Source organism: Sulfurospirillum halorespirans DSM 13726 (assembly GCF_001723605.1).
Taxonomy (GTDB): Bacteria; Campylobacterota; Campylobacteria; order Campylobacterales; family Sulfurospirillaceae; genus Sulfurospirillum; species Sulfurospirillum halorespirans.
Genome location: NZ_CP017111.1, coordinates 2,839,651 through 2,861,282, shown reverse-complemented (window position 1 = coordinate 2,861,282; position 21,632 = coordinate 2,839,651). Strand labels below are relative to the sequence as shown.

The window sequence follows — 21,632 nt, the reverse complement described above, 5'->3', positions numbered from 1 at the left end:
TGTAAATCAGCTATCGAAAAAATCCTATGTTTTGACACGCGCTCAAAGCAAAGCTTCTCACGCTACGCTAACGCTGAGTTCGCTTCGGCAGCGAGCCCGCGCACCGTTGGTGCTTTTTTTAGACAGCTGATTAGCCTTTACATGTAAATGATTTTGCCGCTATTTTCGGCTGGTAAAATGTTCTCTTTTGCGACACACTCACCAATGATGAGAACCGCGGGTGTGGCACATAGTGTTGCCATTTTATCCAATTTTCCCACAGTTCCCACTATGGTAATCTGATCGGGCAGGTCAATCTTCGAGACAAACGCGGCAGGAAGGTTGGGGTCGATCTCTTGTTTTGCAATGGCATCTTCGATTTTTTTCGCAAAACTGTGCGCCATCAAAACGATTACCGTGTGTAACGGTTGTTTTAAAATGCCCACCCAATCATCGTTGAAAAGCGTTTCTCGAAGGTGTGCCGAGACTATGGTCACCCCTTTGGAAATGTCACGAATCGTTGGCACAATGCCTGAAACGGTACATGATCTTAGGGCTGACGTAATGCCATTAATGACCTCAAAGGAGATGCCGTGCTGAGCCAAAACCTGCTTCTCTTCACCCAAACGCCCAAACAGAAGCGGATCGCCTCCTTTTAGGCGTCCAACAACCAACCCTTGCTTCGCGTATTCGACCAAAAGTGCGTTAATTTCATCTTGACTTTTGGAGTGGAACCCCTTCTTTTTGCTCACATCGACGACTTTACATGTAAGCGGAATCAGGGCGCGAATCTCCTGCGAGACCAACGCATCCACTAATGCTACATCGAGCAGTTCAAACGCATTTAGTGCATCGAGTGTGAGGTTTCCGACATAGCCTGTTCCACAGCCGATAAGAAACACTTTTCCCACACCTGCTTTGGCAATCTCTTTGAGTTTATCCAAATCACGATCGGGTTTTTTACGCTCGTTTTTCAGTCTGTCGATGAGTGAGGTCAGATCACGCGGTAAAATTTTTTCGATCTTATTACGAATGACTTGCGCCAAGGTTGGCGAACTGCCTCCACTACTCACGGCAACTTGAATGTCTCCACGGCGTGTCAGCGCACTAAAGTAAAAATCGCAGAGTTCAGGGACGTCGACAACATTGAGCCAAAAATGATGAAGCGGTTTTAGGGCAACCAAACGCTTGGTCACCTGCTCATTGCCGGTCGCGTCAATAATCACTTCAAAGCCCTCTGCATCAGCATCCTCAAACGCTTTACATGTAAAGATTTTGGATTCAAAATAGGCATCGAGCTTTGATGCTGCGACGATTTCGTACGCAAAATCAAGACTGTCCAGTACGCGCGCTTTTTGTGCGGCGACTTTGCCCGCCCCAATCAAAAGTGTGCGTTTTGGCGTGAGTGCGATGCCTAAGGTACTCATTTTTTCACGATCCTTACACGCCAGCCATTACCCTCTTTGGTAGTCGCTTCGACGGTGTGTCCTTCGCTTGCCACCGATTTTGGCACGTTGTCAATCGGTGCGCCATCATCGAGTAAAATTTCCAAGACTTCGCCACTTCCGATTTTAGAGAGTTCCATCTTTGTTTTGACAAAGTTCATCGGGCACGCCACACCGCTGAGGTCTTTAAAATGGGCTGATTTTACTTCGGTCTGCGTAGCCGCTGCTGCGAGCTCTTTTTCTTTCGCAAATTTCAGGGTATTGTCCATTGTCTCGTAAAGCTTGATAACTTCTTCTGCCAGCTCGATGGATTTTTCATCCGCATCACCCTCTAGCATCGTGCCAAAGTAGGCATTGAGCAGTGTTGTATCGACAAAAAGTGTTTTAAAGGCTTTGAGAACACCTGCTTTATCACGCGCATCTTCGCCACGTGTCACCAAAAGCATACGAGCGGCTAAAAGACGAATCAACTCATAGTCTTTTTCCTCTTTCTCTAACGCTTCTTTAAGTGCCTTTTTATCGGCTTCGATAAGGTCATACATACCTGCACTACACTCACCTGTTCCTCGACCTTTTAGCGAGAAGAGTTCCACCGCGTCATAGTCAAAGTAAGGGTTTTTATCCTCTTTGAACGAAGGAATATCGACGTATTTTTTGCTGATCTCTGTGATGATAGCAAGACCACCATCATCAATCCAGTCTGCAAAACTCTTATAAGCCTTTACATGTAAAAGCCACGTATCCAAAACTTCTTCCACAAAAGCTGGAACATGAAAGGCTGCAACATCACCCGCTTTTTGCGCGTACACACTGCCATCACCATGGGTGCGTGAACCTGCTACGACGTTGTAGGCAGGGTAGGAGTAGCCCTCATTGCGTTGAACTTTTCCGAAAAATCCAAGATCGCCGATGAGGTGTTTTCCACAACTGTTCGGACAACCCGATAAATGGATTTTAAATCCTTGAAGAGCATCATAGTCACGTTCATCAATGAGTTTATTGAGACGCTTTTGAATCGCATCGACTGCACCACGAGGGCGAGCAATGCCCAGCTGACACGTTGCTGCACCGGTACACGCGACCATATCACCAAAGAGCGTTGGTTTTGCCACATCTTTCGAGAAATTTTGCAAGATGTCGTGCAAACTTGCCATTTGAGGCGCTGTTAGGTTTCTGATGTAAAGGTTTTGATCGCCTGTAAAACGAAGCACGTCTTCACCAAATGGAAGCAGTGCATTGGCAAGGTTGCGTGCATTTTCGAAATGAATGTCGCCTAAATGCACAGGCACTTTACATCCGTAAAGCCCTTCTTGTTTTTGGGCGTACACGTAACGGTTCCACCATTTTTTAATATTTTCAGGAACAGCGAAAGGCTCATGTGTTGTGTCGCCGAAGTCACGCTCAATTTCAGTGATTGGCATCTCCCAGTCACCTTTGGCTTTTACCGCTTTAAGCTCCACGTCAAGGAGTTTGTTAAACTCTTCGAGACCAAGATCTTCAAATAAAAAGCGAAGGCGTGCAGCATGTTTGTTTTTGCGGTTACCGTATTTGTCAAACACTTGTTTGATCGCTTGAGAGTACAAAAAGACTTCAGTATCTGGCACAAAGTCACGCAACAGTGTTCCCAAGCGTGATTTTGCACCCATACCACCAGCGGTAAAGAGTTTAAAGCCTTTCACGCCATCTTGAATCTTAGCGATAAAGCCAACATCGTGAATCGTGGCGTAACCACGGTCTGCTTCTGAGCCACTAAAGGTGATTTTGAACTTTCGTGGAAGTGCAAACGAGTCTTTTTGCTCTAGCATCTTAGAGGTCATCGCAAGGGCATACGGAGAGACATCAAAAATCTCATCTTTAGCCGTTCCTGCGAGTGGGTCAGCCATAACGTTACGGACGGTATTGCCTCCGCCACCACGACCACTGAGGTCGATGCTGTGCAATGTTGTGATAATGTCGATGATGTCTTCAATCTTGACATAGTGAAGCTGTGCGCCACCACGTGTGGTGATATGAATTGCCTCGTGCGCGTACTTTTCAGCTAAGTCGGAGAGCGTTAAAAGTTGTTTGGGGGTTAAGATGCCGCCAGCCAGTTTGATACGCACCATAAAAGTGTTGGCCGCGCGTTGTTCATACACACCAAAAGGGACTCGCATTGTTTTAAAGGTAAGCTCATCAAGCGTTCCAGCCAAAAACTCGGCATGGTTTTTTTTAAAAACTTCAAGGTCTTCATAGACCATTTGGGGAATTTCATATCTACTCATAATCGTAACTCCTTATCGTTACATGTAAAACTGTAAAGCAGTTCAGAGTAAAACGCGAAGAAATGACCTGAAAGAGACACTTTGAGCCGATGGGACGAATAAGCGGAGCGTTTCGGGGCTCCCATCGTGCCTCAGCCGTGTCGATAGAAGGTTGTTTCGTAAGCTGTTTTACATTTTACAACGCGCTTTACGGACTTTAAATAATGTTAATTTCTTCTTTTTCAACCGTTTTATTTTTAATAATAAATGACTTCATATCAGGAACCTCGCCTGCAAGTGAGACGATAATATAACTGACATTAGGATCAAATGCTAAACGAATGTCCTCTTCGCTCGGACGAGCGGGTGTTTCTGGGTGAGAGTGATAGACGGAAATAAGTCTAAGCCCCTCTTTTTGCGTCTTTTTAAACGCATCAAACTGTTCTTGCGGATCAAAGCTGAAGTGTTCATTGCTTGCATCCGTATTTTTCATAGGGATGGCGTATTTCACTTCGCCATTGATGCCTGCAAGATAACCACACGCTTCAATCGGGTTATCTCTAAGTGCGTGTGCGACGATTTCATCGTACACGCTTTGTGGGATTTTTATCATAATTTTGCCTCACATACAACGGCTTCGTAGTCGCGTATCTCTTTAATTCCCTCTCCACCACAGACGCGGCATTTTGGGTTTTTTTTGAAATTCACATTTCTAAAGTTCATCGTTTTGGCATCAAAGGTTAAGAGTCTGTTGTAGAGTGGTTCACCGACACCGACGATGTATTTGAGTGCTTCTGCGGCTTGAATGGTTCCAAGCATACCCGCAACCGCTCCTAAAATACCTGCACTTGAACATGTAGGAATCGCATTCGCAGGTGGAGGGCTATCAAACACACACGCGTAACATGCACTCTCGTGAGGTTTAATGGTCATCGTTTGTCCACCAAAACGTAAAATGCCACCGTGTGAATAAGGTACATTTGCCAAGATACACGCATCGTTAATCAAAAATTTCGCCGAAAAATTGTCGGTTCCATCAATGACAAAGTCATACCCTTTGATAATGTCCAAAATGTTGGAAGCATCCAAAAACTTTTGATACACGGTCACTTTAACATTTGGGTTGATCGCTTCCATTTTCGCTTTAGCCGAGAGAACTTTTGGTACACCGATGTCGGCTGTGGCGTGAATGACTTGACGTTGAAGGTTTGAAAGATCAACCACATCACCATCCACGATGCCGATTTCTCCAACACCTGCTGCGGCTAAGTAAAGTGCTACAGGAGAGCCAAGTCCGCCTGCTCCGATCACTAAAATCTTAGAATTAGCAATCTTCTCTTGACCTTCTATGCCGACATCTTGAAGGATGATGTGGCGCGAATAACGCTCTAATTCCTCATCGCTAAACTCTTTCACGCGCCACCTCCCATGAAGTATAAAAAGTTGATCTCATCGCCCTCTTTAAGTGTGATACTTTTGTGTTCGTCTTGTCTTACAAATTCGTCATTGAGTTGCACCGAGACCATGTCGGGTTGTTCAACATTTTCAATAATGAGTAATTCTGGAAGCGTTACGCCGTCCTTAATCTCTTTTGCTTCTCCGTTAATGGTTAATTTCATTCTCTATTCCTTAATTAAATTGATGTGGGAAATGTTTACGAAGTAGGGCAAAAAGCTCCTCTTCAAACTCTGCACTTTCGCCTGCTTTGTCAACCAAAACAGAGTTTACATGTAAAGACTTTGTGCGCCTCGTTGTGTACTGCTCTAACACTTCAGTGATGATACCACCGCCTGCTATGTCAAACTCATCGACGATGACAAAACGACCTAGCTTTTGGTTTTCCGCAAAAAGCTCCATCGCCAAAAGATCGTGTACCCTAAAGATAACACATGCTGCTTCATGGCGTCCCACACTTGGCTCATCGGCACGATCTAGCGTATCGCCATCGATGACACGTTTGATCTCTTCAAGATAGATGGTACTTTGCGCCGAACCGATCTTTATTTTATACGGTTTATCAAGCTCTAGTGGCTTTACACCCAACCAAAAAAGATTCGCTTCAAATCGGTTACTAACTCTAGGCGCACTCTGGTCTGCACGTGCTACTACGTCACCGTTTCGCACGTAAATTTGTGTTTCAAGCGTAAACCCAATGGCTTCGCTTTCTTTGACACTCGTTTTCACTTCGGTGTTAAAACTCTCGATGCTTGCGACTTTGGAGCGTTTGAGTGAAGGGTAAAAAACCACTTCATCACCGACATTGAGCTCACCACTAGTCACGGTTCCCGCATAAATTCGACGGTCATCGTTGTCACGTGTAAACTTGTACACATCTTGTAATGGCATTCTAAAGTCATCATTCTCTTTTTCTTCCACGCTTTTGAAACTATCTAAAATTTCTAAAACCGTTGGTCCTTTATACCATGGCGTTGAGGCAGAATGCTCGATGAGGTTCACACCTTCACGCGCACTGATAGGAATGAAAATGTCGCTTTTAATGCCCAGTGTTGCGAGGTACTCGCTGTATTCCACTTTCAATTTCGTAAAGGCGATTTCACTAAAATTAACCAAGTCCATTTTATTGACCACAATCGCCACTTGTTTGATGCCTAAAAGTGAGAGCAACATACCGTGACGTTTGGAGTTTTCAGCCACACCCTCTTTGGCGTCAATGAGAAGCAAAGCCGCCTCAGCACGTGACGCTCCACTGATCATGTTTTTCAAAAATTCGATGTGACCAGGTGCATCGATGATGATGTACTCTCGTTTTTTACTTTGAAAAAAGACGCGTGCACTGTCGATGGTAATGCCTTGTTTCTGCTCATCGGCAAGTGCGTCAAGCAAGAAAGCGTACTCAAACGGACGTGCGTTGTTTTCGCACATCTTTTTCACGCTCTCCAGTTTTCCTTGTGGCAATGAGTCGGTGTCGGCAAGAAGCCTTCCAATGAGCGTACTCTTACCGTGGTCGACGTGTCCTGTGATGACAATATTGAGTCTTTGCATTACATATATCCTTCTTTTCTTAGTGCTTCAAGTGTGCCACCACCGTCTTTATCTTGCGCTCGGCCTGAACGTTCCGCGATGTCTTTAAACTTACCAGAGGTGAGCTCTTCGATGATCTCTTTTGGATTACGAGCCTGTGAATCGACAGGTGCCGTACATGGAAAACATCCTAAAGAACGGTATCGTTTGCCATTACCTTGATCAAAATAGAGGTTGATAATAGGAATATTTTCCCTCTCGATATACTCCCAAATGTTCAGCTCCGTCCACTCTAAAAGTGGGTGAATGCGCACATGCGTACCTGGTGCAAAATCGGTTTTGTACTGATTCCAAAGCTCTGGTGGTTGGGTACTGGCATCCCACTCACTTTTTTCATCACGCGCTGAGAAAACACGCTCTTTGGAGCGACTGCCTTCTTCATCTGCACGAACGCCGACAATAACACCCGTGTAAGGTGAGCCGTTCAACTCATCTTCCCATACTTTTTTGTAAGGATTCCATTTACGGCGTGCCCATGTTCCATCAAGCGTATTTTTGAGCGCGTCGCTTTTAAGTTTTTTACAGCAGCTGAGGCGATCAAGTCCATTCACAAAGGTCTCACCTTTTGCAAGCGCTTCTTTGTTTTGTCCAACGACTAAGTTTAAGTCCCATTGAATCGCGATTTCATCGCGGTATTTGATCATCTCAGGAATTTTAAACGCCGTGTCGATGTGCACGAGCGGATACGGCACATGCCCAAAAAATGCTTTTCGTGTGAGCCACAAAAGTACCGTGCTATCTTTGCCGATGCTCCAAAGCATGGCAAGGTTTGGGAAGCTTCTGTACGCTTCTCGCAAAATGTAGATACTCTGGGCTTCGAGTCTGTCTAAATGATCCATTACTTACTTCTCCTTATGCAGATGCAATCCGCACTCTTTATGTTCTGGGTTTTCCCACCACCATCTGCCTGCTCTGATATCTTCGCCTTCTTTAATGGCGCGTGTACAGGGCTTACAGCCGATGCTTTTAAAGCCTTTGGCGTATAAGGCATTTTGAGGAATGGCATTTTCGTGCATATAACGCTCCACGTCCTCATCGCTAAAATGGGTGAGTGGGTTGAACTTTAAGAGTTCAAATTTGCCGTCAAACTCTACCAGTTTTGTATCGCTTCTTGTAATCGACTGTGCGATGCGAATACCGCTGATCCAGCCATCATACCCCTTAAGTGCCTGTGCTAAAGGGATGAGTTTACGTACATGACAACACTCTTTGCGCAGATCAATGTTATCAAAAATGCCAAACTCTCCGACCTTTGCTTCCAATGCTTTGATCTGTTCATCACTTGCGCTAAAGCGTTTGATCGCAACGCCAAAAAAGGTTTCGATCTCTTTTTCATAGGCTAATGACTCATCAAAAAGCTTATGGGTTTCAAGGGTAAACAGATCAAACTCAATGCCCGCTTTTTGCGCAAGTGAGATGTTGATGGCATCTTCACTTTGATGGCTAAATGCCAACGTGACTTTAAGAGCTTTGGCTCCAATGAGTTCTTGAAGTGTGTTAATCGCTTCTGCGACCTTAATTTCGTATGTTTGGCTCATATTTGATACTCTGGTTGTGTTTTTTGGCGACCAAAATCGATTTTATTCCACGCTCTTTCATGAAAATAGTATAGCAATGTTTTGGTGAGAAGCTCAAACGCTCCGATAGAAACGGCGGCAAGTGGGCTTCCCGTGACGATAAAACTGATCAACATGGTGTCAACCGTTCCGAGTGTTCTCCAAGAGATCGCTTTAACGATACTACGTTTTTTGTGCTCTACCATGTTGCCTCCTTTTTAATTTGGAGAATAATAGCATTTTACTAGGGTATTGTCAAGTATGTTTATCAATATAGTAATGTATAAAATTTAAAACTTATTTTGGTAGAAAAGCTTTTTTTAAGAGAGCTACTAAAGACGAAAAAAGTTTGAGTATTTTACACTGTTATTGTGAGGCAAAAAGAGGAATAAAAGAGAGAAAAGAGAGGAGCTTTCTCCTCTCTTTGAGAGTGTAATTATTTGATAACACCACATGCGACACGAGCACCACCCCCGCCAAGCATTGCTGGATGGTCAGAGTGATTGTCTCCACCTGCATGAAGCATCAAAGCATGTTCTTTGATTTGATCCAGTGACGTAAGTCTTGGAGCAAGAACAGGTGTTGTGATGTCACCGTTGGCATCGGCATAAAGTGCAGGAAGATCGCCTAAGTGACCATCATCACTGTAAGGACCTTTGTGTGCATTGGTCGCTTTTGGGTCAAAGTGCCCACCTGCCGCTCCTGCGGGCGTTACTTTGCCATCGGCTGCTTTTAAGGGTTCACAACTAGGATTTGCATGGACATGGAAACCATGAATGCCTGCTGGAACGCCTTTAATAGAAGGGGTAAATACCAGACCGTATTTTGTCTCAGAAATAGTAACTTCGCCGATTTTTTCACCAACGCCAGTTGCTGTTGCAAGGTTGAGTGCTACTTTGGTTTCAGCCGCAAAGAGGGAAAGGGGAAGTGTCGCTACCATCAGTGCGAAAGAAAGTTTTTTAACCATGAATTCCTCCTAATAGTTTGAAAGTAAATTCATTCTACTCCAAGGTATTTAAGGTTTATTTAACAGTTTAAAAGTAGTTATTTTGGATAAGGCTACTCTTGGTTTGTATACAAAATTACTTCTCTTTTAAAAGGTAATAAGCGCACTAGAATGAACCGTATCAAAAAATAAAATAGGCTTTAACTTTTTAATTGATAATGGTTATTATGACTTATTAAAGAGTTTTATATTATGCTTCCATCACAAAATTAGTACAAGGATAGCTATAATGAGTATTTCCTCCAACATCTTAAAAGCATTTTTAGGGCTTAGCATTGCATCGAGTTTTGCACTAGCAAGTGAAATCAATGTCTATTCCCACAGGCACTACGACAGCGATAAACTGCTCTTTGAAGCGTTTGAAAAAAAGAGTGGCATTAAGGTTAATGTCATTACCGCTAAAGCTGAAGAGCTTGTTTCAAAGCTGAAAATTGAGGGTGCAAATTCACCTGCTGATATGTTAATCACATCAGATATTGGCAATTTATATGAAGCTAAAGAAGAGCATCTTTTACAGCCTATCGTTTCTAAAACGCTTGTTGAAAATATTCCTGCACACTTAAGAGATAGTGACAATGAATGGTTTGGTCTTACAAAACGTGCGCGTATATTTGTTTACAATCCCGAAAAAATCTCTGAAAAAGAGCTTGGAAGTTACCTTGATCTGAGCGATCCTAAATTTAAAGGCAAGCTCCTTACCCGTAGCTCTTCTGCAGCATACAATAAATCGCTTTTAGCGTCTATCATCGCGAATCATGGTGAAGCCAAAGCGTTGGAATTTGCCAAAGGCTTGGTGGCAAATTTTGCCAGAGATCCAAAAGGAAACGATAGAGATCAAATCAAAGCAGTGGCAAGTGGTGAAGGTGACTTAGCGATTGTCAATACCTATTATTTAGGTATTATGCTTAACAGCAAAGATCCAAAAGACGTTGAAATTGCTAAAAGTGTCAAGCGCTTTTTCCCTGCACAAAAAGCGGAGGGAACGCACATCAACATCAGTGGTGCAGGTGTAACAAAGTATGCTAAGAACAAAGAGAATGCCATTAAATTGATCGAGTTTTTAAGCAGTCCTGAGGCACAAACCATTTTTGCTGAAGCCAACTATGAGTACCCAGCAAACCCTGCTGTTAAAGCTTCAGGTACCGTAGCAACGTTTGGAACATTTAAAGAGGACACACTACCTCTAGCAGAAGTAGGAAAATACAACAAAAAAGCAGTTGAAATCGCAACAAAGGCAAACTGGAGATAATGCAAAAGTTTAAATATTTACTAGCCCCTCTTTTGGGGCTGGTAATCTCTCTTCCCATTTTTTCGCTTGTCATCTACTTTATCGCACAAGGCGATTTTTCGATGACTTCGATCAACCTATCAGAGCTTTTACTCTACACAAAAAACACTGCCTTTGTTCTCTTTGGAACAGCATTTTTAGTGCTTCTTTTAGGCATCAGTACAGCGTTTATGAGTGCGCGCTTTGAGTATTTTGGAAGTCGTTTTTTTAGCCTAATTTTTGTACTCCCTTTAGCCTTTCCAGCCTACATCTTAGGCTACAGTTATGTGGGGTTTTTTGAGTTTCATGGCATTTTAGCCACGCTTCTCTCCCAGCCCAAAGTTAAACTCGACATCTTAAATATTTACGGCGTTACGACAATTCTCTCTTTTGCGATGTTCCCGTATGTCTTCATTTTGGCGCGAGTTTCGTTTGCTTCCATCTCCTCAACGGTGGTAGAACTCGTTTCACTCAAACAGCTCTCATTTTGCAAAGCCTTTTTCACGGTCTATCTGCCTTTGGCGTACCCTGCCATTTTTGCGGGGCTTGTGCTTGCCATGATGGAAGTTTTGAGTGATTATGGAACAGTGGCGTACTTTGGTGTCGATACCTTTAGTGTGGGCATTTTTAAAAGTTGGTTTGGCTATGGCAATCTAAATGAGGCGATTAACCTTGCGATTATAATGCTCCTTATGGTTTTTAGCATGATGCTTGCAGAGTCCAGATTAAGAGCCAAATTTCGTTTTATCAGCGTCACCCATAGCAGTAAAAAAGCACCTAAAGTAAAACTTAAAGGCTTACAAAATGGCATCGCTTTTGGACTCTCTATGCTCATAAGCACCTTTACGCTCTTCATCCCAACGGGTGTGCTTTTGTACTGGTTTTATCTTGATTTTAACACACTGGATTGGAGTTCTTTAACCTATCTTTACCGTACACTTAGTCTCAATATTCTCTCCTCCTTTATCATCATCGCTTTAGCGTTTGGGATGGAGTATGCTTCGCGTTTTTACCCAAGCAAGCTAGGGGTCATTAGCCATAAACTCTCCATTCTTGGTTACTCCATTCCCGGAGCGATCATCGGTATAGGCATTTTACTTTTTACCAATTTTATCGATCAAAGTTTCGGCAAAGTCGTACTGGGTGGCTCATTTTTTGCGCTGATATTTGCGTATCTGAGCCGCTATTTTGCCGCAAGTATTGGCTCAGTCGAAAACGGTTTTAGCAAGATAGACAAAAGCATTGATGATGCGACCATCGTCTTTGGAACGAGCGAATGGGGGCGCATTTTTAAAGTCTATTTGCCACTGATGCGTCCTTATTTGCTGAGTGGCTTTTTGATTCTCTACATCGACCTTGCTAAGGAGCTTCCAGCGACCTTGCTTCTGCGACCATTTAATTATGACACCATTGCCATTCGCATTTACGAGTTAGCCAGCAACGAGATACTCTATAAAAGTGCCTTTCCATCGCTCTTATTGGTGCTCACAACCGCCATTGCGGTTTTATTACTCAATTCAAAATTTGTACGAGGTAGAAGATGAAACCTATCGTTAGCATCGAAAATTTACACAAACGTTTTTGCAAAGGAAGTGTCTGTGTTGCCAATGACATTAGCTTTTCCATCAACGAAGGTGAAATTTTTACTATTTTAGGCAGAAGCGGTAGTGGTAAAACCACGCTTTTGCGTATGCTTTCAGGTCTTGAAAATCCTGACAGTGGAACGATTTGCATTGGCGATAAAGTTGTATATGACGCCAAAACCAATCTTCCGCCCAATCAGCGAGAAATCGCCATTGTCTTCCAAAACTACGCACTTTTACCTCATCTGAGCATCGCTCAAAACATCGCTTTTGGAAGCAAAGCGAGCCAAGAAGAGCTTTTACATGTAATGCAAAAAACCAAGATAGAAACGCTCTCTTCTAAGTACCCGCATGAGATCAGCGGGGGTCAGCAGCAGCGTGTTGCATTGGCGCGTGCTATCTTGGATAAGCCTAAGATTTTGCTGCTTGATGAACCACTGAGCAACATCGACACCGAGCTTAGAGCCATTTTAAGGGCAGAGCTTAAAGAGATGATCAAACTCTTTGGCATCACAGCCCTTTTCATCACGCACGACAAAGAAGATGCGTTTTATCTATCAAGTCGCATTGCCATTATGGATGGTGGTGACATCTTGCAAATTGGAACACCCAAAGAGGTTTACAATCACCCGAGTTCTCTCTACTGCGCCAATTTTTTAGGCAAAATCAACGCATTGCCTCAAAGTTTAGGTTTTGGTGAGGCGTATTGTCGTTTAGATGCGTTGCGTTTAAGCCCAGATTTTACGCGTAAAGCACGCATAAAAGAGATTGTTTTTTATGGAAATTTTTATGAAATTATTTTGGATTTTGAAGGGGCGACGCTGAGTGCATACAGTTTTGATGACACCTTAAGAGAGGGTGATGTGATAGGCTTTGAGGTTGATGAAAGTAAGCTCATAACGTTTGCTTAGAAAAAGACACTAAAGGTAGAGCCTTCGCCCTCAACCGAGGCTATTTCAAGCCTAAAACCATTGGTTTTGCAGATGGTGTTGACGATATCCAAACCGATCCCAAAGCCGCCTTTATCGCTATTGGCGCGTTTATAGCGTTTGCTGATGTCACCCAGTTTTGAGCTTGCTATGCCGATGCCACTGTCTTTGACACTGAGTTTTTCAAAGTCGAGTGTTACTTCGATGCTGCCATTCAAACGGTTGTATTTGATAGCGTTGGAAAGCAGGTTGTCGATAAGTTTGGTAAGGCCCTCTTCGTTTACATGTAAAGATTTTTCTCTCAGGTTTAACGTCATATTAATGCGCTTGCTCGCCATCAAATCCGTAAAATACTCGACGCGCTCCTCTATGAGCTTTTTCACATCGACATCGCTTTTATCTTCATTTTGTTTGTCATGTAAAAGCATATAACTGAGGTTACCGTACAAGGTTGCAATGCGTTTGGCACTGAGTTCGATGCGTTTGAGCTTCTTCTCTTCCACGTTTTTAAGCGTACTGATACTCATCAAAATCGCCGTAATGGGCGTGTTTAGCTCATGGGTTGAGTCTTTGATGAAGGTATCCAGATGGTTGATCTCTTCTTGAATGGGTTTGAGAAATTGTTTGGCAAGGACATAGCCCAAAATAGTTGCAAATGCTAGACTTAGGAATAAATAGAACACGGTTTGCAAGCGTAAAGAATGAATCATACTCGAACTATGCGTGTGTTTGAGGACTATAGTGTGAATGCCCAAATGTTTTTGGCTACTCTCATCCAGTGCGTAAAAACTGTTATTTTCAAGATAAAACGTTTTCGTGAAATCCACAGGTTCAGGAAAGCTTACATGTAAAGGCATATTGCCTTCTCCAAAGAGTCCGAGCTGGTACTCTTTTTCTAAGCCAAAACACTGCTCAGCGGGCTTTTCTTTAAGGCATTTTTGAAGTGTGTCATCTTCCATCATGTGCGCCGTGACGATTTTGTGCGCGATGCTAGAAGCGGTGGCTCGCATTTTTAGGGCGTAGTTTTCATGCAGATTTTTGATCTCAATGGTGTAAAACATCCACGCAAGCAAGCAGATGAACGTGTAAATGGAGCCAAGGTAGATGAGTAAAAACCTCGTCAGCGAGCGTTTTTCATAGGCACTTAAAGCGATAACCAACTCCTTTGATGTTCTCTATAAGACTCTCCATCCCGTAACTGCGTAGGTTTTTGATGTAGGTACGCACCGTCGCATGGGTCGGCACTTCATCAAAGCGCCACACCTCTTCGATGATCTCTTCAAAACTGACCATGCGGTTTTGATGGGAGATAAAATACTCCAAAAGCTGTGCCTCTTTTTTGCGAAGTTTATACAACGTCTCAGGCGTGATGATCTGGTAATTTTGCGGATCGTAGCTGATGTTTGGAGCCAGTTTTACAAGGTTGTTTTCTTCGATGTGATGCAATTTTTTAGTCCGCTCGATGCGAACCAAAAGCTCTTCAAGCTCAAAGGGTTTTTTGAGGTAATCCTCAGCTCCCAACGCAAAGCCTTTTTTCACATCGCTGATTTGATCCAGTGAGGTGATGAAGATCGTAGGCGTGGTGATGTTGGCCTCTTTGAGTGTTTTTAAAAGTTCAAAACCGCTCAGGCTTGGGACGTTGATGTCTAAAACCAAGATGTCAAACTTGTGCTCAAAAATGGCATCAAGCGCTTCTTTACCATCGTAAAAGAGCTTTACATGTAAACCATGTTCGACCAAAAACTCTTCAATTATCTCGCTTAAAATGGGGTCATCTTCTAGGAGTAGGATTTTCATAAGAGTCATTATACAAACATTCCACAAATATTGCACAGATGTTTTCTATACTTTAGTGACACAATTACTAAAAAAAGGAAACAAATGTTACACCATAAAAAAGCAATTACTATGCTAATGCTTGCCTCTGCTCTGTCAAATCAAGCTTTTGCAATGGATGACCACTCAGCTCACAACCATGCAACACACAGCCATAGTATGGCATCTACCGTTGGTAAACTCTCCGATGTCTCACACGCAAACAAAACCATCAAGGTTGATTTACTTGATTCCATGAGGTTTGAATTTCATAACACAATGGACATCAAAGAAGGGGATATTGTTAGATTTGTTGTGACCAATAAAGGTGAGATTGACCATGAGTTCTCCATCGGTAGTGAGAAGGAGCAAAAAGCCCATCTTGAAATGATGAAACAAATGCCAAATATGGTACACAGTGATGGCAGTACGATTACCGTTAAACCGAATGAAACGAAAGAGTTAACGTGGAAATTTACCAAAAGAGACACTGTGATGTTTGCGTGCAATATCCCAGAGCATTTTGAAGCGGGAATGCACTACAAGGTTGTCATAAAATAGGTAGCACGATTTTGTTTAAAAAAGTTAAAAATTAAACTTCTTTCTTGCGTGACTGATTTAACAGTCACGCTCTCTTTCTTTTTTCACTCCACAAATATTGCACACGTCTTTTCTATAATTCTATTACATTTTAATAAAAATAGGAGTACACAATGAAATATAAAAAAACGATGGTGGCTATTGCCCTTATAGCAATTTTTTCCAATCAAGCTTTTGCTGAAAATGGTCATGGCGGAAATGGAAAAGGAATAAACCAAGGTAAGGTAACCCAAGAGTTTTCTATAGGGAGTGAACAAGTGCAAAAGAAAAATAATGAAGCTATGAATCAAATGCCCAATATGATGCACAGTGATAGTAAGACCATGACACACAAGCCTGAAGAGACAAAGAAGTAAGATTAAAATTTACCAAAAGAGACACTGTGATGTTTGCGTGCAATATCCCAGAGCATTTTGAAGCGGGAATGCACCACAAGGTTGCTATAAAGTAGTATGATATTGTTTAGTAGCATTATTCCACAAATAGTACACACACGCTTTCTATACTGTCATTATATTTTTACAAGGAGTACGTGATGAAGAAGATTTTAGGGATGTTTTTAGCGGTGGCATTAAGCCTCGGTAGTTTGTATGCGGCAGAGGCGCTTTCTAAAAAAGGTATGGCTGGGCCATTAGAAGTGGAGTACAGCACGCTAAAGCCTGTCTCTCAGGGTATGAATCTCATCAAAGTTAAAGTCAAAGAGGGTGCTAAAGAGGTAAAAGATGCCAAAGTAAGCATCATTACTTTGATGCCTGCAATGCCTGGTATGCCAGCGATGGAAGAGAAAGCAGAAGCAGTTTATAAAGAGGGTGCTTATGAAGCTAATGTTGTTTTCGCAATGAACGGTACATGGCAACTTAGCATCGTGGTGGAAACTGCTGATGGTAAAAAACAACGCTTAAAATCAAGTGTGAATTTCTAATGAAACGCATTTTTTTAACACTCGTAGCCCTAGCGGGCTACGCTTTGGCGCAAAGCGAATTAACCTCTTTAGCGTATGAGCATAATTATGAATTAAAAGCACTTGAAGCTGAGGTACAAGCACTTGAAAAAGAGGTTGATATAAGCAAGATTTGGGAAAACCCTATGCTCTCTCTTGGGGTCAACGACATCTTTTTAAATGAGCCTCTCACTCGAAACCAAGAAGCGCAAAATGAGGCGATTTCCCTTTCACAAAAGATCCCAACGGGTGGAAAACTGGACATCAAAGAGTCGATTGCATTGCAAGATTTGGCGATTAAAAAGCTGGAATTCAAAACCAAGAAACTCGAAATGCAGCGTGAAATTGGCGTGTTGGAGCAAAGTTACATCCGTATCAACCAAGACCTTGCTTTAGTGATAAAGTATGAGAAAGTTTTGGAAGACCTGAAAAATGCCCACCTCTCTTATAACACCACGAGCGCGCACTATGTCGATACATTAAACAATACAATTTTGCAAAAAAATCTCTCCATCGAGAAAAAAACACTGCTTCGCGACAAAGCTTCCATCGAGCGAAAATTGGAGAGCATTATCGTAGCCCATGTGCCTGAGATGAGCGCAAAAGAGGGTTTGTTACCTTACAAACTCAGTGATGAAGAGAAGCTTTTGGAAAAATCACCCAAGCTTCAAGTTCAAAACATGCAAAGCAGTAAAGAGCTATTGAACTTACGTTATGAAAAAGCGAACAAAACACCCGATGTAACGGTAAGCCTAGGCTACAACCGAAGACAAGGCAGAGATGACTACGCCTTTATAGGTATTTCCGTACCGCTTCCGATTTATGGCAAAGAAAATGCCTCCATCCAAAAAGCTACGCTCATTCATGCTTCTTCCGAACAGAGTGTGCAGTCAGTCCATAAAAGCTTGCTGTTTGAGCTAAGAGATGAGCTTTTAAACAAAGAGCTTCAGTACGACAAAATCTCTCTTGCAAAAGAAGTTTTATATGAAAATGAGAAGATGTACCAAGTGCTTCAAAGCACCGCACTTTCTCAAAATGACACGCTGTTAAGCCTTCTCAATGTACTCACGCAAATCATTGAAGCGCAAAAGCAGATCAATGCTAATACGTTTGCGTATAACGAGTCTATCATCAAAATCTACACCCTTTTAGGAGTCGAGCTATGAAATACACCCATCTCATTTTAGGAGCTCTTTTACTGTTAGGCTCCACGCTTGATGCCAAGCAGATTTTCAATGTCAAAACCATCGAAGTGAAAAAGGTGTTGGAAGGTTCCGCCAAAGAGTTTTACGGCTACACCAAAGCCAATGAAGAGAGTGTGAAAGAGGTAAGCTTGCGTTATGACGCTTTTATCGAGCAACTGTATGTGAACAAAAACTTTAACCATGTAAAAAAAGGTGAGCCTTTGGCGAAGCTCTATTCGCAAGAGATTTACACTGCAGAGCTAGAACTCATCAACGCGTTACGCATTAAAAGTGACAGCATGGTGCAGAGCATCACCCAAAAACTCAAGCTTTTAGGGGTTGATGAGAAGACCATCGCGAAGATTATTGCGGATAAAAATGTGCCTGAAAACATCACCATCGTTTCGCCGTACAGTGGCATCGTAACGGCAAAATTGGTCAATCAAGGGGCGTTCGTTCCCAAAGGCACCAAACTCTACGAGATCAGCGACTACACGAACTTATGGCTTATCGTTAAAGTCTATGAAAAAGACCTTGATTTTGTTAAAAAAGCGCAAAGTGCCGACATCTTTTTTGATATGAGTTCCAAGCCTTACAAAGCAAAAATTGATTTTATCTACCCTAAAGTTGATCCGCAAACCAAAAGTGTGGATGTACGTTTGGTGATCGAAAACAAAGACCTCGAAATCTACGAAAACGCGTTTGCTAAGGCGCGTTTTGGAACAGCCAAGCGAGAATATCTAGCACTTCCAAAAAGTGCGGTGATGACCAAAGGAGCCAAGACGAGCGTGTTTGTCAAAGGCGAATTTGAGGGCGAATACGAACCACGCGAGATCGAAGCGAAACGTCTGAACAATGACACTTTTGAAATCATCAAAGGGCTCAAAGAGGGTGATGTCGTTGTGGCAAATGCGCTTTTTATGTTTGATAGTGATGCGCAAAATAATGGAGGGGCAATGCAATGATCGAGAGTATCATTGAAAGTAGCGTTAAAAACAAAGCGCTACTTCTGCTAACCTTGCTCATCGCTGCTTTTCTCTCTTTTTGGGCGATTAAGCAGACACCATTAGACGCATTGCCAGACCTCACACCGCCGCAGGTTATCGTCAATGTCAAATACTTGGGTCAATCGCCTAAGATTATTGAAAACCAAATCATTTATGAGCTAACCAATGCACTTTTATCGGTTGCCAAAACCAAAACCGTGCGTGCATTTACCTCGTATGAAAATGCCATCGTTTACATCATCTTTGAAGATGGCACTGACCTTTACTGGGCGCGAGATAGGGTCAATGAAGTCATCCAAAATGTCTCTAAAAATGCACCGAAAAATGCGACCATCAAGCTAGGACCTGATGCGACGGGCATTGGTTGGGCTTTTGAGTACGCACTCACATCTCAAAATCGAAGTCTTGATGATCTTCGAAGCATTCAAGACTACCTCTACCGCTATGCACTTTTGGGTGTTGAGGGGGTCAGTGAAGTAGCGAGTGTGGGCGGTTTTGTAAAAGACTATGAAGTCACATTACGCCCGGACGCACTCTACAAGTATAACCTAAGCATCGATGATCTTATGAACGCACTTTCCAAAAACAACAGCGATTTGGGTGGGCGAGTGGTGCTTGAAAATGGCTTTGAGCAGATCATCCAAGCCAGAGGTTTTGCGCGTTCATTGGAAGAGATAGCAGGCATTACCATCAAAACAGTCAATGGCATTCCTTTGAAACTCTCAGACATTGCGGATACGCGTGTTGTTCCAAACTACCGCAGTGGTTTGGCAGAACTCAACGGTGAGGGTGAGGTTGTGGGTGGTGTGGTGGTTGTGCGCCACAAAGAGAACGCTTACAAGGTCATCCAAGCGGTTAAAGAGAAGCTAGCAAGTTTACATGTAAACGATGTAGAAGTGGTGACAACGTACGATAGAAGCGATCTTATCACCAAAGCGATCAACAACCTCAAACGTGCCCTTTTTGAAGAGAGCATCGTAGTGTTGGCAGTCGTTATGCTTTTCTTGCTTCACTTTAGAAGCGCGCTTGTTGTCATCATTGTTCTGCCTCTCACCATTGCTATGACCTTTTTAGCGATGAAACTTTTTGGCTTGGAGTCGAACATTATGAGTTTAGGCGGCATTGCCATTGCTATTGGTGCGATGGTCGATGCGTGTATCGTGATGATCGAAAATGTGCATAAGAAGCTTTCACACGGTGAGATGAAAAGCGAAGAGGAGCGCAAAGCCATCATCATTGCTTCGTCCAAACAAGTCGGTCGCCCGATCTTTTTTGCTCTTTTGCTCATTGTGGTTAGTTTCTTGCCTATCTTTGCGCTTAGCGGTCAAGAAGGTGCGCTCTTTAAACCCTTAGCCTACACCAAAACGTTTGCAATGCTTATTGGCGCGGTGCTCTCTATCACCCTTGTTCCGCTTTTGATGCTCTTTTTTGTCAAAGGCAAAATTCTTGAGGAAGACAGAAATCCGCTCAACCGCTTTTTCATCTGGCTTTATGCACCACTTTTGAGACTGCATATGCGTTTTTGGTACATCGCTATGGTTGCGTTCATCGGCTTTTTGGTGCTGGGCTATTATACGTTTACGAAACAGCGCTGGGAGTTTATGCCACCTCTAAATGAGCAGACGTTTATGTATATGCCCGTCACACCGTTTGGTATCAGCATCGAGATGGCAAAAGAGTACGCACAAAAGAGCAATGAGGTCATCAAAAGCTTTCCAGAGGTGCAGAGTTCCTTTGCTAAAGCAGGGCGCGCGGAAAGTGCGACTGATCCTGCTCCACTTTCGATGACGGAGACGATCATACAGCTCAAACCCAAAGAGCAGTGGAGAGAGGGTATGACGTATGAAAAACTTCGCGATGAGATGAACGAACAGCTTCAACTTTTGGGACTGACAAATTCGTGGACATACCCAATTCGTGGGCGCATCGATATGCTACTTACAGGTATACGCACACCGCTTGGCATCAAACTGTACGGCGACAATGACCAAGCCTTAGAATATAGTGCCAATAAAATCGCCAGTGTGCTTGCAAACTATGAGGGAACCAAAAGCGTTTTTGCGGACAAGGCGAACAGCGGCTACTATCTCAATATGACGCTTAAGCCTGAAAATATTGCCTCTTATGGGCTAACCAAAGAGGAAATCCTCAACTTTGTCGACAACGCTATTGGTGGCTCAAAAGTAACGACGTTTTACCAAGGCATTGAGCGTTACCCGATTACACTCAGGTTGGAAGAAGAGAGTCGCAAAGACCTGATTTCCATTAGCGAGCTGACCATCAAAACACCGTACGGGTTCCAACGTTTAGGGCACTTTGTGGAACTTGGTTACGACGTGGGTGCGAGTGAGTTAAAGTCTGAAATGGGCAAGAAGGTTAATTACATCTACATCACCCTAAAAGAGGGCTTTTCGTCTAAGACTTATAAAGAGGAAGCCAACAAAATTCTGAAAGAGAGCGTGGAGTTACCAACGGGCTTTTACATCGGTTGGGCAGGGGAGAGCGAGTACCTAGAAAGTGCAATGGAGCGCTTGCAGTTCATTCTTCCGCTCACACTTTTGGTGACGTTTGTGCTTATCTACCTCGGACTTGGCTCGTTTAAAAATGCGCTTTTGGTCTTTTTAACTTTGCCTCTCGCAGCCGTAGGTGGGTTTTTATATGTGGATTATCTAAATTTTAACCTCTCCATTGCCGTTATTGTGGGCTTTTTAGCCCTTATTGGCATCGCGGTGGAGACGGCGATTGTGATGATCATCTACCTTGAAGAAGCCATTTTACATGTAAAAGAAAGAACGGCAAAAAACATTCAAGAAGCCATCTTTGAAGGCGCCGTTTTAAGAGTCCGCCCCAAACTGATGACTGTTTTTGCCATACTTGGAGGACTTTTGCCGATCATGTGGTTAAACGGTGTCGGAAGTGAAGTCATGCAACGCATCGCCGCCCCGATGATCGGTGGTGTTGTGAGTTCGGCGATTTTGACGCTTTTGGTGATTCCAGTGTTGTACTATAGGATGCAGAAAATTGAGGAGTGAGAGGGTT

21 protein-coding genes are annotated in these 21,632 nt (G+C 43.1%); 9 read left to right on the top strand and 12 right to left on the bottom strand.

The features are described 5' to 3' along the window. Window positions 1-137: 137 nt before the first annotated feature. The 10 genes from cobA to sodC all read right to left on the bottom strand — a co-directional run bounded on the left by cobA (window position 138) and on the right by sodC (window position 9,229). Window positions 138-1,406 (bottom strand): uroporphyrinogen-III C-methyltransferase, encoded by a 1,269-nt coding sequence (gene cobA / locus SHALO_RS14345; protein ID WP_069479131.1) that lies wholly within the window; start codon window positions 1,404-1,406, stop codon window positions 138-140. Next, complete coding sequence (locus tag SHALO_RS14340; protein ID WP_069479130.1) at window positions 1,403-3,685, bottom strand: sulfurtransferase TusA family protein; 2,283 nt, start codon at window positions 3,683-3,685, stop codon at window positions 1,403-1,405. The genes cobA and SHALO_RS14340 overlap by 4 nt, the downstream gene beginning before the upstream one ends. A gap of 196 nt (window positions 3,686-3,881) precedes the next feature. Continuing rightward, on the bottom strand, window positions 3,882-4,277 hold the full coding sequence (locus SHALO_RS14335) for a M67 family metallopeptidase (RefSeq protein ID WP_069479129.1): 396 nt from the start codon (window positions 4,275-4,277) through the stop codon (window positions 3,882-3,884). Next, complete coding sequence (locus tag SHALO_RS14330) at window positions 4,274-5,080, bottom strand: HesA/MoeB/ThiF family protein (protein ID WP_069479128.1); 807 nt, start codon at window positions 5,078-5,080, stop codon at window positions 4,274-4,276. Before SHALO_RS14330 ends, SHALO_RS14335 begins: the two co-directional genes overlap by 4 nt. After that, complete coding sequence (thiS, locus tag SHALO_RS14325) at window positions 5,077-5,283, bottom strand: sulfur carrier protein ThiS (protein ID WP_069479127.1); 207 nt, start codon at window positions 5,281-5,283, stop codon at window positions 5,077-5,079. The genes SHALO_RS14330 and thiS overlap by 4 nt, the downstream gene beginning before the upstream one ends. 10 nt (window positions 5,284-5,293) lie before the next feature. After that, a complete protein-coding gene (locus tag SHALO_RS14320) occupies window positions 5,294-6,667 on the bottom strand; it encodes a sulfate adenylyltransferase subunit 1 (RefSeq protein ID WP_069479126.1) in 1,374 nt (457 codons plus the stop codon). After that, window positions 6,667-7,545: a sulfate adenylyltransferase subunit CysD gene (cysD, locus tag SHALO_RS14315; protein WP_069479125.1), complete on the bottom strand. Its 879-nt coding sequence runs from the start codon at window positions 7,543-7,545 to the stop codon at window positions 6,667-6,669. The genes SHALO_RS14320 and cysD overlap by 1 nt, the downstream gene beginning before the upstream one ends. 3 nt (window positions 7,546-7,548) lie before the next feature. After that, entirely contained in the window at window positions 7,549-8,244 is a 696-nt protein-coding gene (locus SHALO_RS14310) for a phosphoadenylyl-sulfate reductase (protein WP_069479124.1), read from the bottom strand. Beyond that, window positions 8,241-8,468, bottom strand: a complete 228-nt coding sequence (locus SHALO_RS14305) for a DUF2061 domain-containing protein (RefSeq protein ID WP_069479123.1) — start codon at window positions 8,466-8,468, stop codon at window positions 8,241-8,243. The genes SHALO_RS14310 and SHALO_RS14305 overlap by 4 nt, the downstream gene beginning before the upstream one ends. A 230-nt stretch (window positions 8,469-8,698) precedes the next feature. Next, the gene (gene sodC, locus SHALO_RS14300) at window positions 8,699-9,229 is read right to left on the bottom strand and encodes a superoxide dismutase family protein (RefSeq protein WP_069479122.1); all 531 of its coding nucleotides are present in this window, start codon (window positions 9,227-9,229) and stop codon (window positions 8,699-8,701) included. A 268-nt stretch (window positions 9,230-9,497) separates the two neighbouring features. Between sodC and SHALO_RS14295 the strand changes: the two genes are divergently transcribed. Genes SHALO_RS14295 through SHALO_RS14285 form a run of 3 tightly spaced genes read left to right on the top strand, consistent with a single transcriptional unit; the run spans window position 9,498 to window position 13,029 of the window. Beyond that, the gene (locus SHALO_RS14295) at window positions 9,498-10,517 is read left to right on the top strand and encodes a Fe(3+) ABC transporter substrate-binding protein (RefSeq protein ID WP_069479121.1); all 1,020 of its coding nucleotides are present in this window, start codon (window positions 9,498-9,500) and stop codon (window positions 10,515-10,517) included. Beyond that, window positions 10,517-12,079: an ABC transporter permease gene (locus SHALO_RS14290; protein ID WP_238585253.1), complete on the top strand. Its 1,563-nt coding sequence runs from the start codon at window positions 10,517-10,519 to the stop codon at window positions 12,077-12,079. The genes SHALO_RS14295 and SHALO_RS14290 overlap by 1 nt, the downstream gene beginning before the upstream one ends. Further along, the gene (locus tag SHALO_RS14285) at window positions 12,076-13,029 is read left to right on the top strand and encodes an ABC transporter ATP-binding protein (RefSeq protein ID WP_069479119.1); all 954 of its coding nucleotides are present in this window, start codon (window positions 12,076-12,078) and stop codon (window positions 13,027-13,029) included. Before SHALO_RS14290 ends, SHALO_RS14285 begins: the two co-directional genes overlap by 4 nt. Here the strand turns inward: SHALO_RS14285 and SHALO_RS14280 are convergent. Continuing rightward, window positions 13,026-14,207: a sensor histidine kinase gene (locus tag SHALO_RS14280; RefSeq protein WP_069479118.1), complete on the bottom strand. Its 1,182-nt coding sequence runs from the start codon at window positions 14,205-14,207 to the stop codon at window positions 13,026-13,028. The two genes, SHALO_RS14285 and SHALO_RS14280, sit on opposite strands and share 4 nt — an antisense overlap. Further along, window positions 14,182-14,844 (bottom strand): response regulator transcription factor, encoded by a 663-nt coding sequence (locus SHALO_RS14275; RefSeq protein ID WP_069479117.1) that lies wholly within the window; start codon window positions 14,842-14,844, stop codon window positions 14,182-14,184. Before SHALO_RS14275 ends, SHALO_RS14280 begins: the two co-directional genes overlap by 26 nt. A gap of 84 nt (window positions 14,845-14,928) precedes the next feature. On the opposite strand from SHALO_RS14275, the gene SHALO_RS14270 reads away from it, so the two are divergent. The 6 genes from SHALO_RS14270 to SHALO_RS14245 all read left to right on the top strand — a co-directional run bounded on the left by SHALO_RS14270 (window position 14,929) and on the right by SHALO_RS14245 (window position 21,625). Next, entirely contained in the window at window positions 14,929-15,423 is a 495-nt protein-coding gene (locus SHALO_RS14270) for a cupredoxin domain-containing protein (protein ID WP_145923269.1), read from the top strand. A gap of 152 nt (window positions 15,424-15,575) precedes the next feature. Next, on the top strand, window positions 15,576-15,818 hold the full coding sequence (locus SHALO_RS14265) for a cupredoxin domain-containing protein (protein WP_069479116.1): 243 nt from the start codon (window positions 15,576-15,578) through the stop codon (window positions 15,816-15,818). A gap of 179 nt (window positions 15,819-15,997) precedes the next feature. Further along, window positions 15,998-16,384, top strand: a complete 387-nt coding sequence (locus tag SHALO_RS14260) for a FixH family protein (RefSeq protein WP_069479115.1) — start codon at window positions 15,998-16,000, stop codon at window positions 16,382-16,384. Beyond that, window positions 16,384-17,568, top strand: coding sequence for a TolC family protein (locus tag SHALO_RS14255; protein ID WP_069479114.1), 1,185 nt, complete (start codon window positions 16,384-16,386; stop codon window positions 17,566-17,568). The genes SHALO_RS14260 and SHALO_RS14255 overlap by 1 nt, the downstream gene beginning before the upstream one ends. Beyond that, window positions 17,565-18,551: an efflux RND transporter periplasmic adaptor subunit gene (locus SHALO_RS14250; protein WP_069479113.1), complete on the top strand. Its 987-nt coding sequence runs from the start codon at window positions 17,565-17,567 to the stop codon at window positions 18,549-18,551. Before SHALO_RS14255 ends, SHALO_RS14250 begins: the two co-directional genes overlap by 4 nt. Then, window positions 18,548-21,625 carry an efflux RND transporter permease subunit gene (locus tag SHALO_RS14245; protein ID WP_069479112.1) on the top strand — a complete coding sequence of 1,026 codons (3,078 nt, stop codon included), beginning with the start codon at window positions 18,548-18,550 and terminating at the stop codon, window positions 21,623-21,625. The genes SHALO_RS14250 and SHALO_RS14245 overlap by 4 nt, the downstream gene beginning before the upstream one ends. The last annotated feature ends 7 nt before the right edge of the window (window positions 21,626-21,632 follow it).

Bases quoted from the DNA above. Each gene is read 5' to 3' on its own strand.
- SHALO_RS14260 (WP_069479115.1), top strand. From the start codon at position 15,998: ATGAAGAAGATTTTAGGGATGTTTTTAGCGGTGGCATTAAGCCTCGGT.
- SHALO_RS14285 (WP_069479119.1), top strand. From the start codon at position 12,076: ATGAAACCTATCGTTAGCATCGAAAATTTACACAAACGTTTTTGCAAA.
- SHALO_RS14255 (WP_069479114.1), top strand. From the start codon at position 16,384: ATGAAACGCATTTTTTTAACACTCGTAGCCCTAGCGGGCTACGCTTTG.
- SHALO_RS14305 (WP_069479123.1), bottom strand. From the start codon at position 8,468: ATGGTAGAGCACAAAAAACGTAGTATCGTTAAAGCGATCTCTTGGAGA.
- SHALO_RS14245 (WP_069479112.1), top strand. From the start codon at position 18,548: ATGATCGAGAGTATCATTGAAAGTAGCGTTAAAAACAAAGCGCTACTT.
- SHALO_RS14295 (WP_069479121.1), top strand. From the start codon at position 9,498: ATGAGTATTTCCTCCAACATCTTAAAAGCATTTTTAGGGCTTAGCATT.
- sodC (WP_069479122.1), bottom strand. From the start codon at position 9,229: ATGGTTAAAAAACTTTCTTTCGCACTGATGGTAGCGACACTTCCCCTT.
- SHALO_RS14340 (WP_069479130.1), bottom strand. From the start codon at position 3,685: ATGAGTAGATATGAAATTCCCCAAATGGTCTATGAAGACCTTGAAGTT.
- thiS (WP_069479127.1), bottom strand. From the start codon at position 5,283: ATGAAATTAACCATTAACGGAGAAGCAAAAGAGATTAAGGACGGCGTA.
- SHALO_RS14310 (WP_069479124.1), bottom strand. From the start codon at position 8,244: ATGAGCCAAACATACGAAATTAAGGTCGCAGAAGCGATTAACACACTT.
- SHALO_RS14290 (WP_238585253.1), top strand. From the start codon at position 10,517: ATGCAAAAGTTTAAATATTTACTAGCCCCTCTTTTGGGGCTGGTAATC.
- SHALO_RS14265 (WP_069479116.1), top strand. From the start codon at position 15,576: ATGAAATATAAAAAAACGATGGTGGCTATTGCCCTTATAGCAATTTTT.
- SHALO_RS14250 (WP_069479113.1), top strand. From the start codon at position 17,565: ATGAAATACACCCATCTCATTTTAGGAGCTCTTTTACTGTTAGGCTCC.
- SHALO_RS14270 (WP_145923269.1), top strand. From the start codon at position 14,929: ATGTTACACCATAAAAAAGCAATTACTATGCTAATGCTTGCCTCTGCT.
- cysD (WP_069479125.1), bottom strand. From the start codon at position 7,545: ATGGATCATTTAGACAGACTCGAAGCCCAGAGTATCTACATTTTGCGA.
- cobA (WP_069479131.1), bottom strand. From the start codon at position 1,406: ATGAGTACCTTAGGCATCGCACTCACGCCAAAACGCACACTTTTGATT.
- SHALO_RS14335 (WP_069479129.1), bottom strand. From the start codon at position 4,277: ATGATAAAAATCCCACAAAGCGTGTACGATGAAATCGTCGCACACGCA.
- SHALO_RS14275 (WP_069479117.1), bottom strand. From the start codon at position 14,844: ATGAAAATCCTACTCCTAGAAGATGACCCCATTTTAAGCGAGATAATT.
- SHALO_RS14320 (WP_069479126.1), bottom strand. From the start codon at position 6,667: ATGCAAAGACTCAATATTGTCATCACAGGACACGTCGACCACGGTAAG.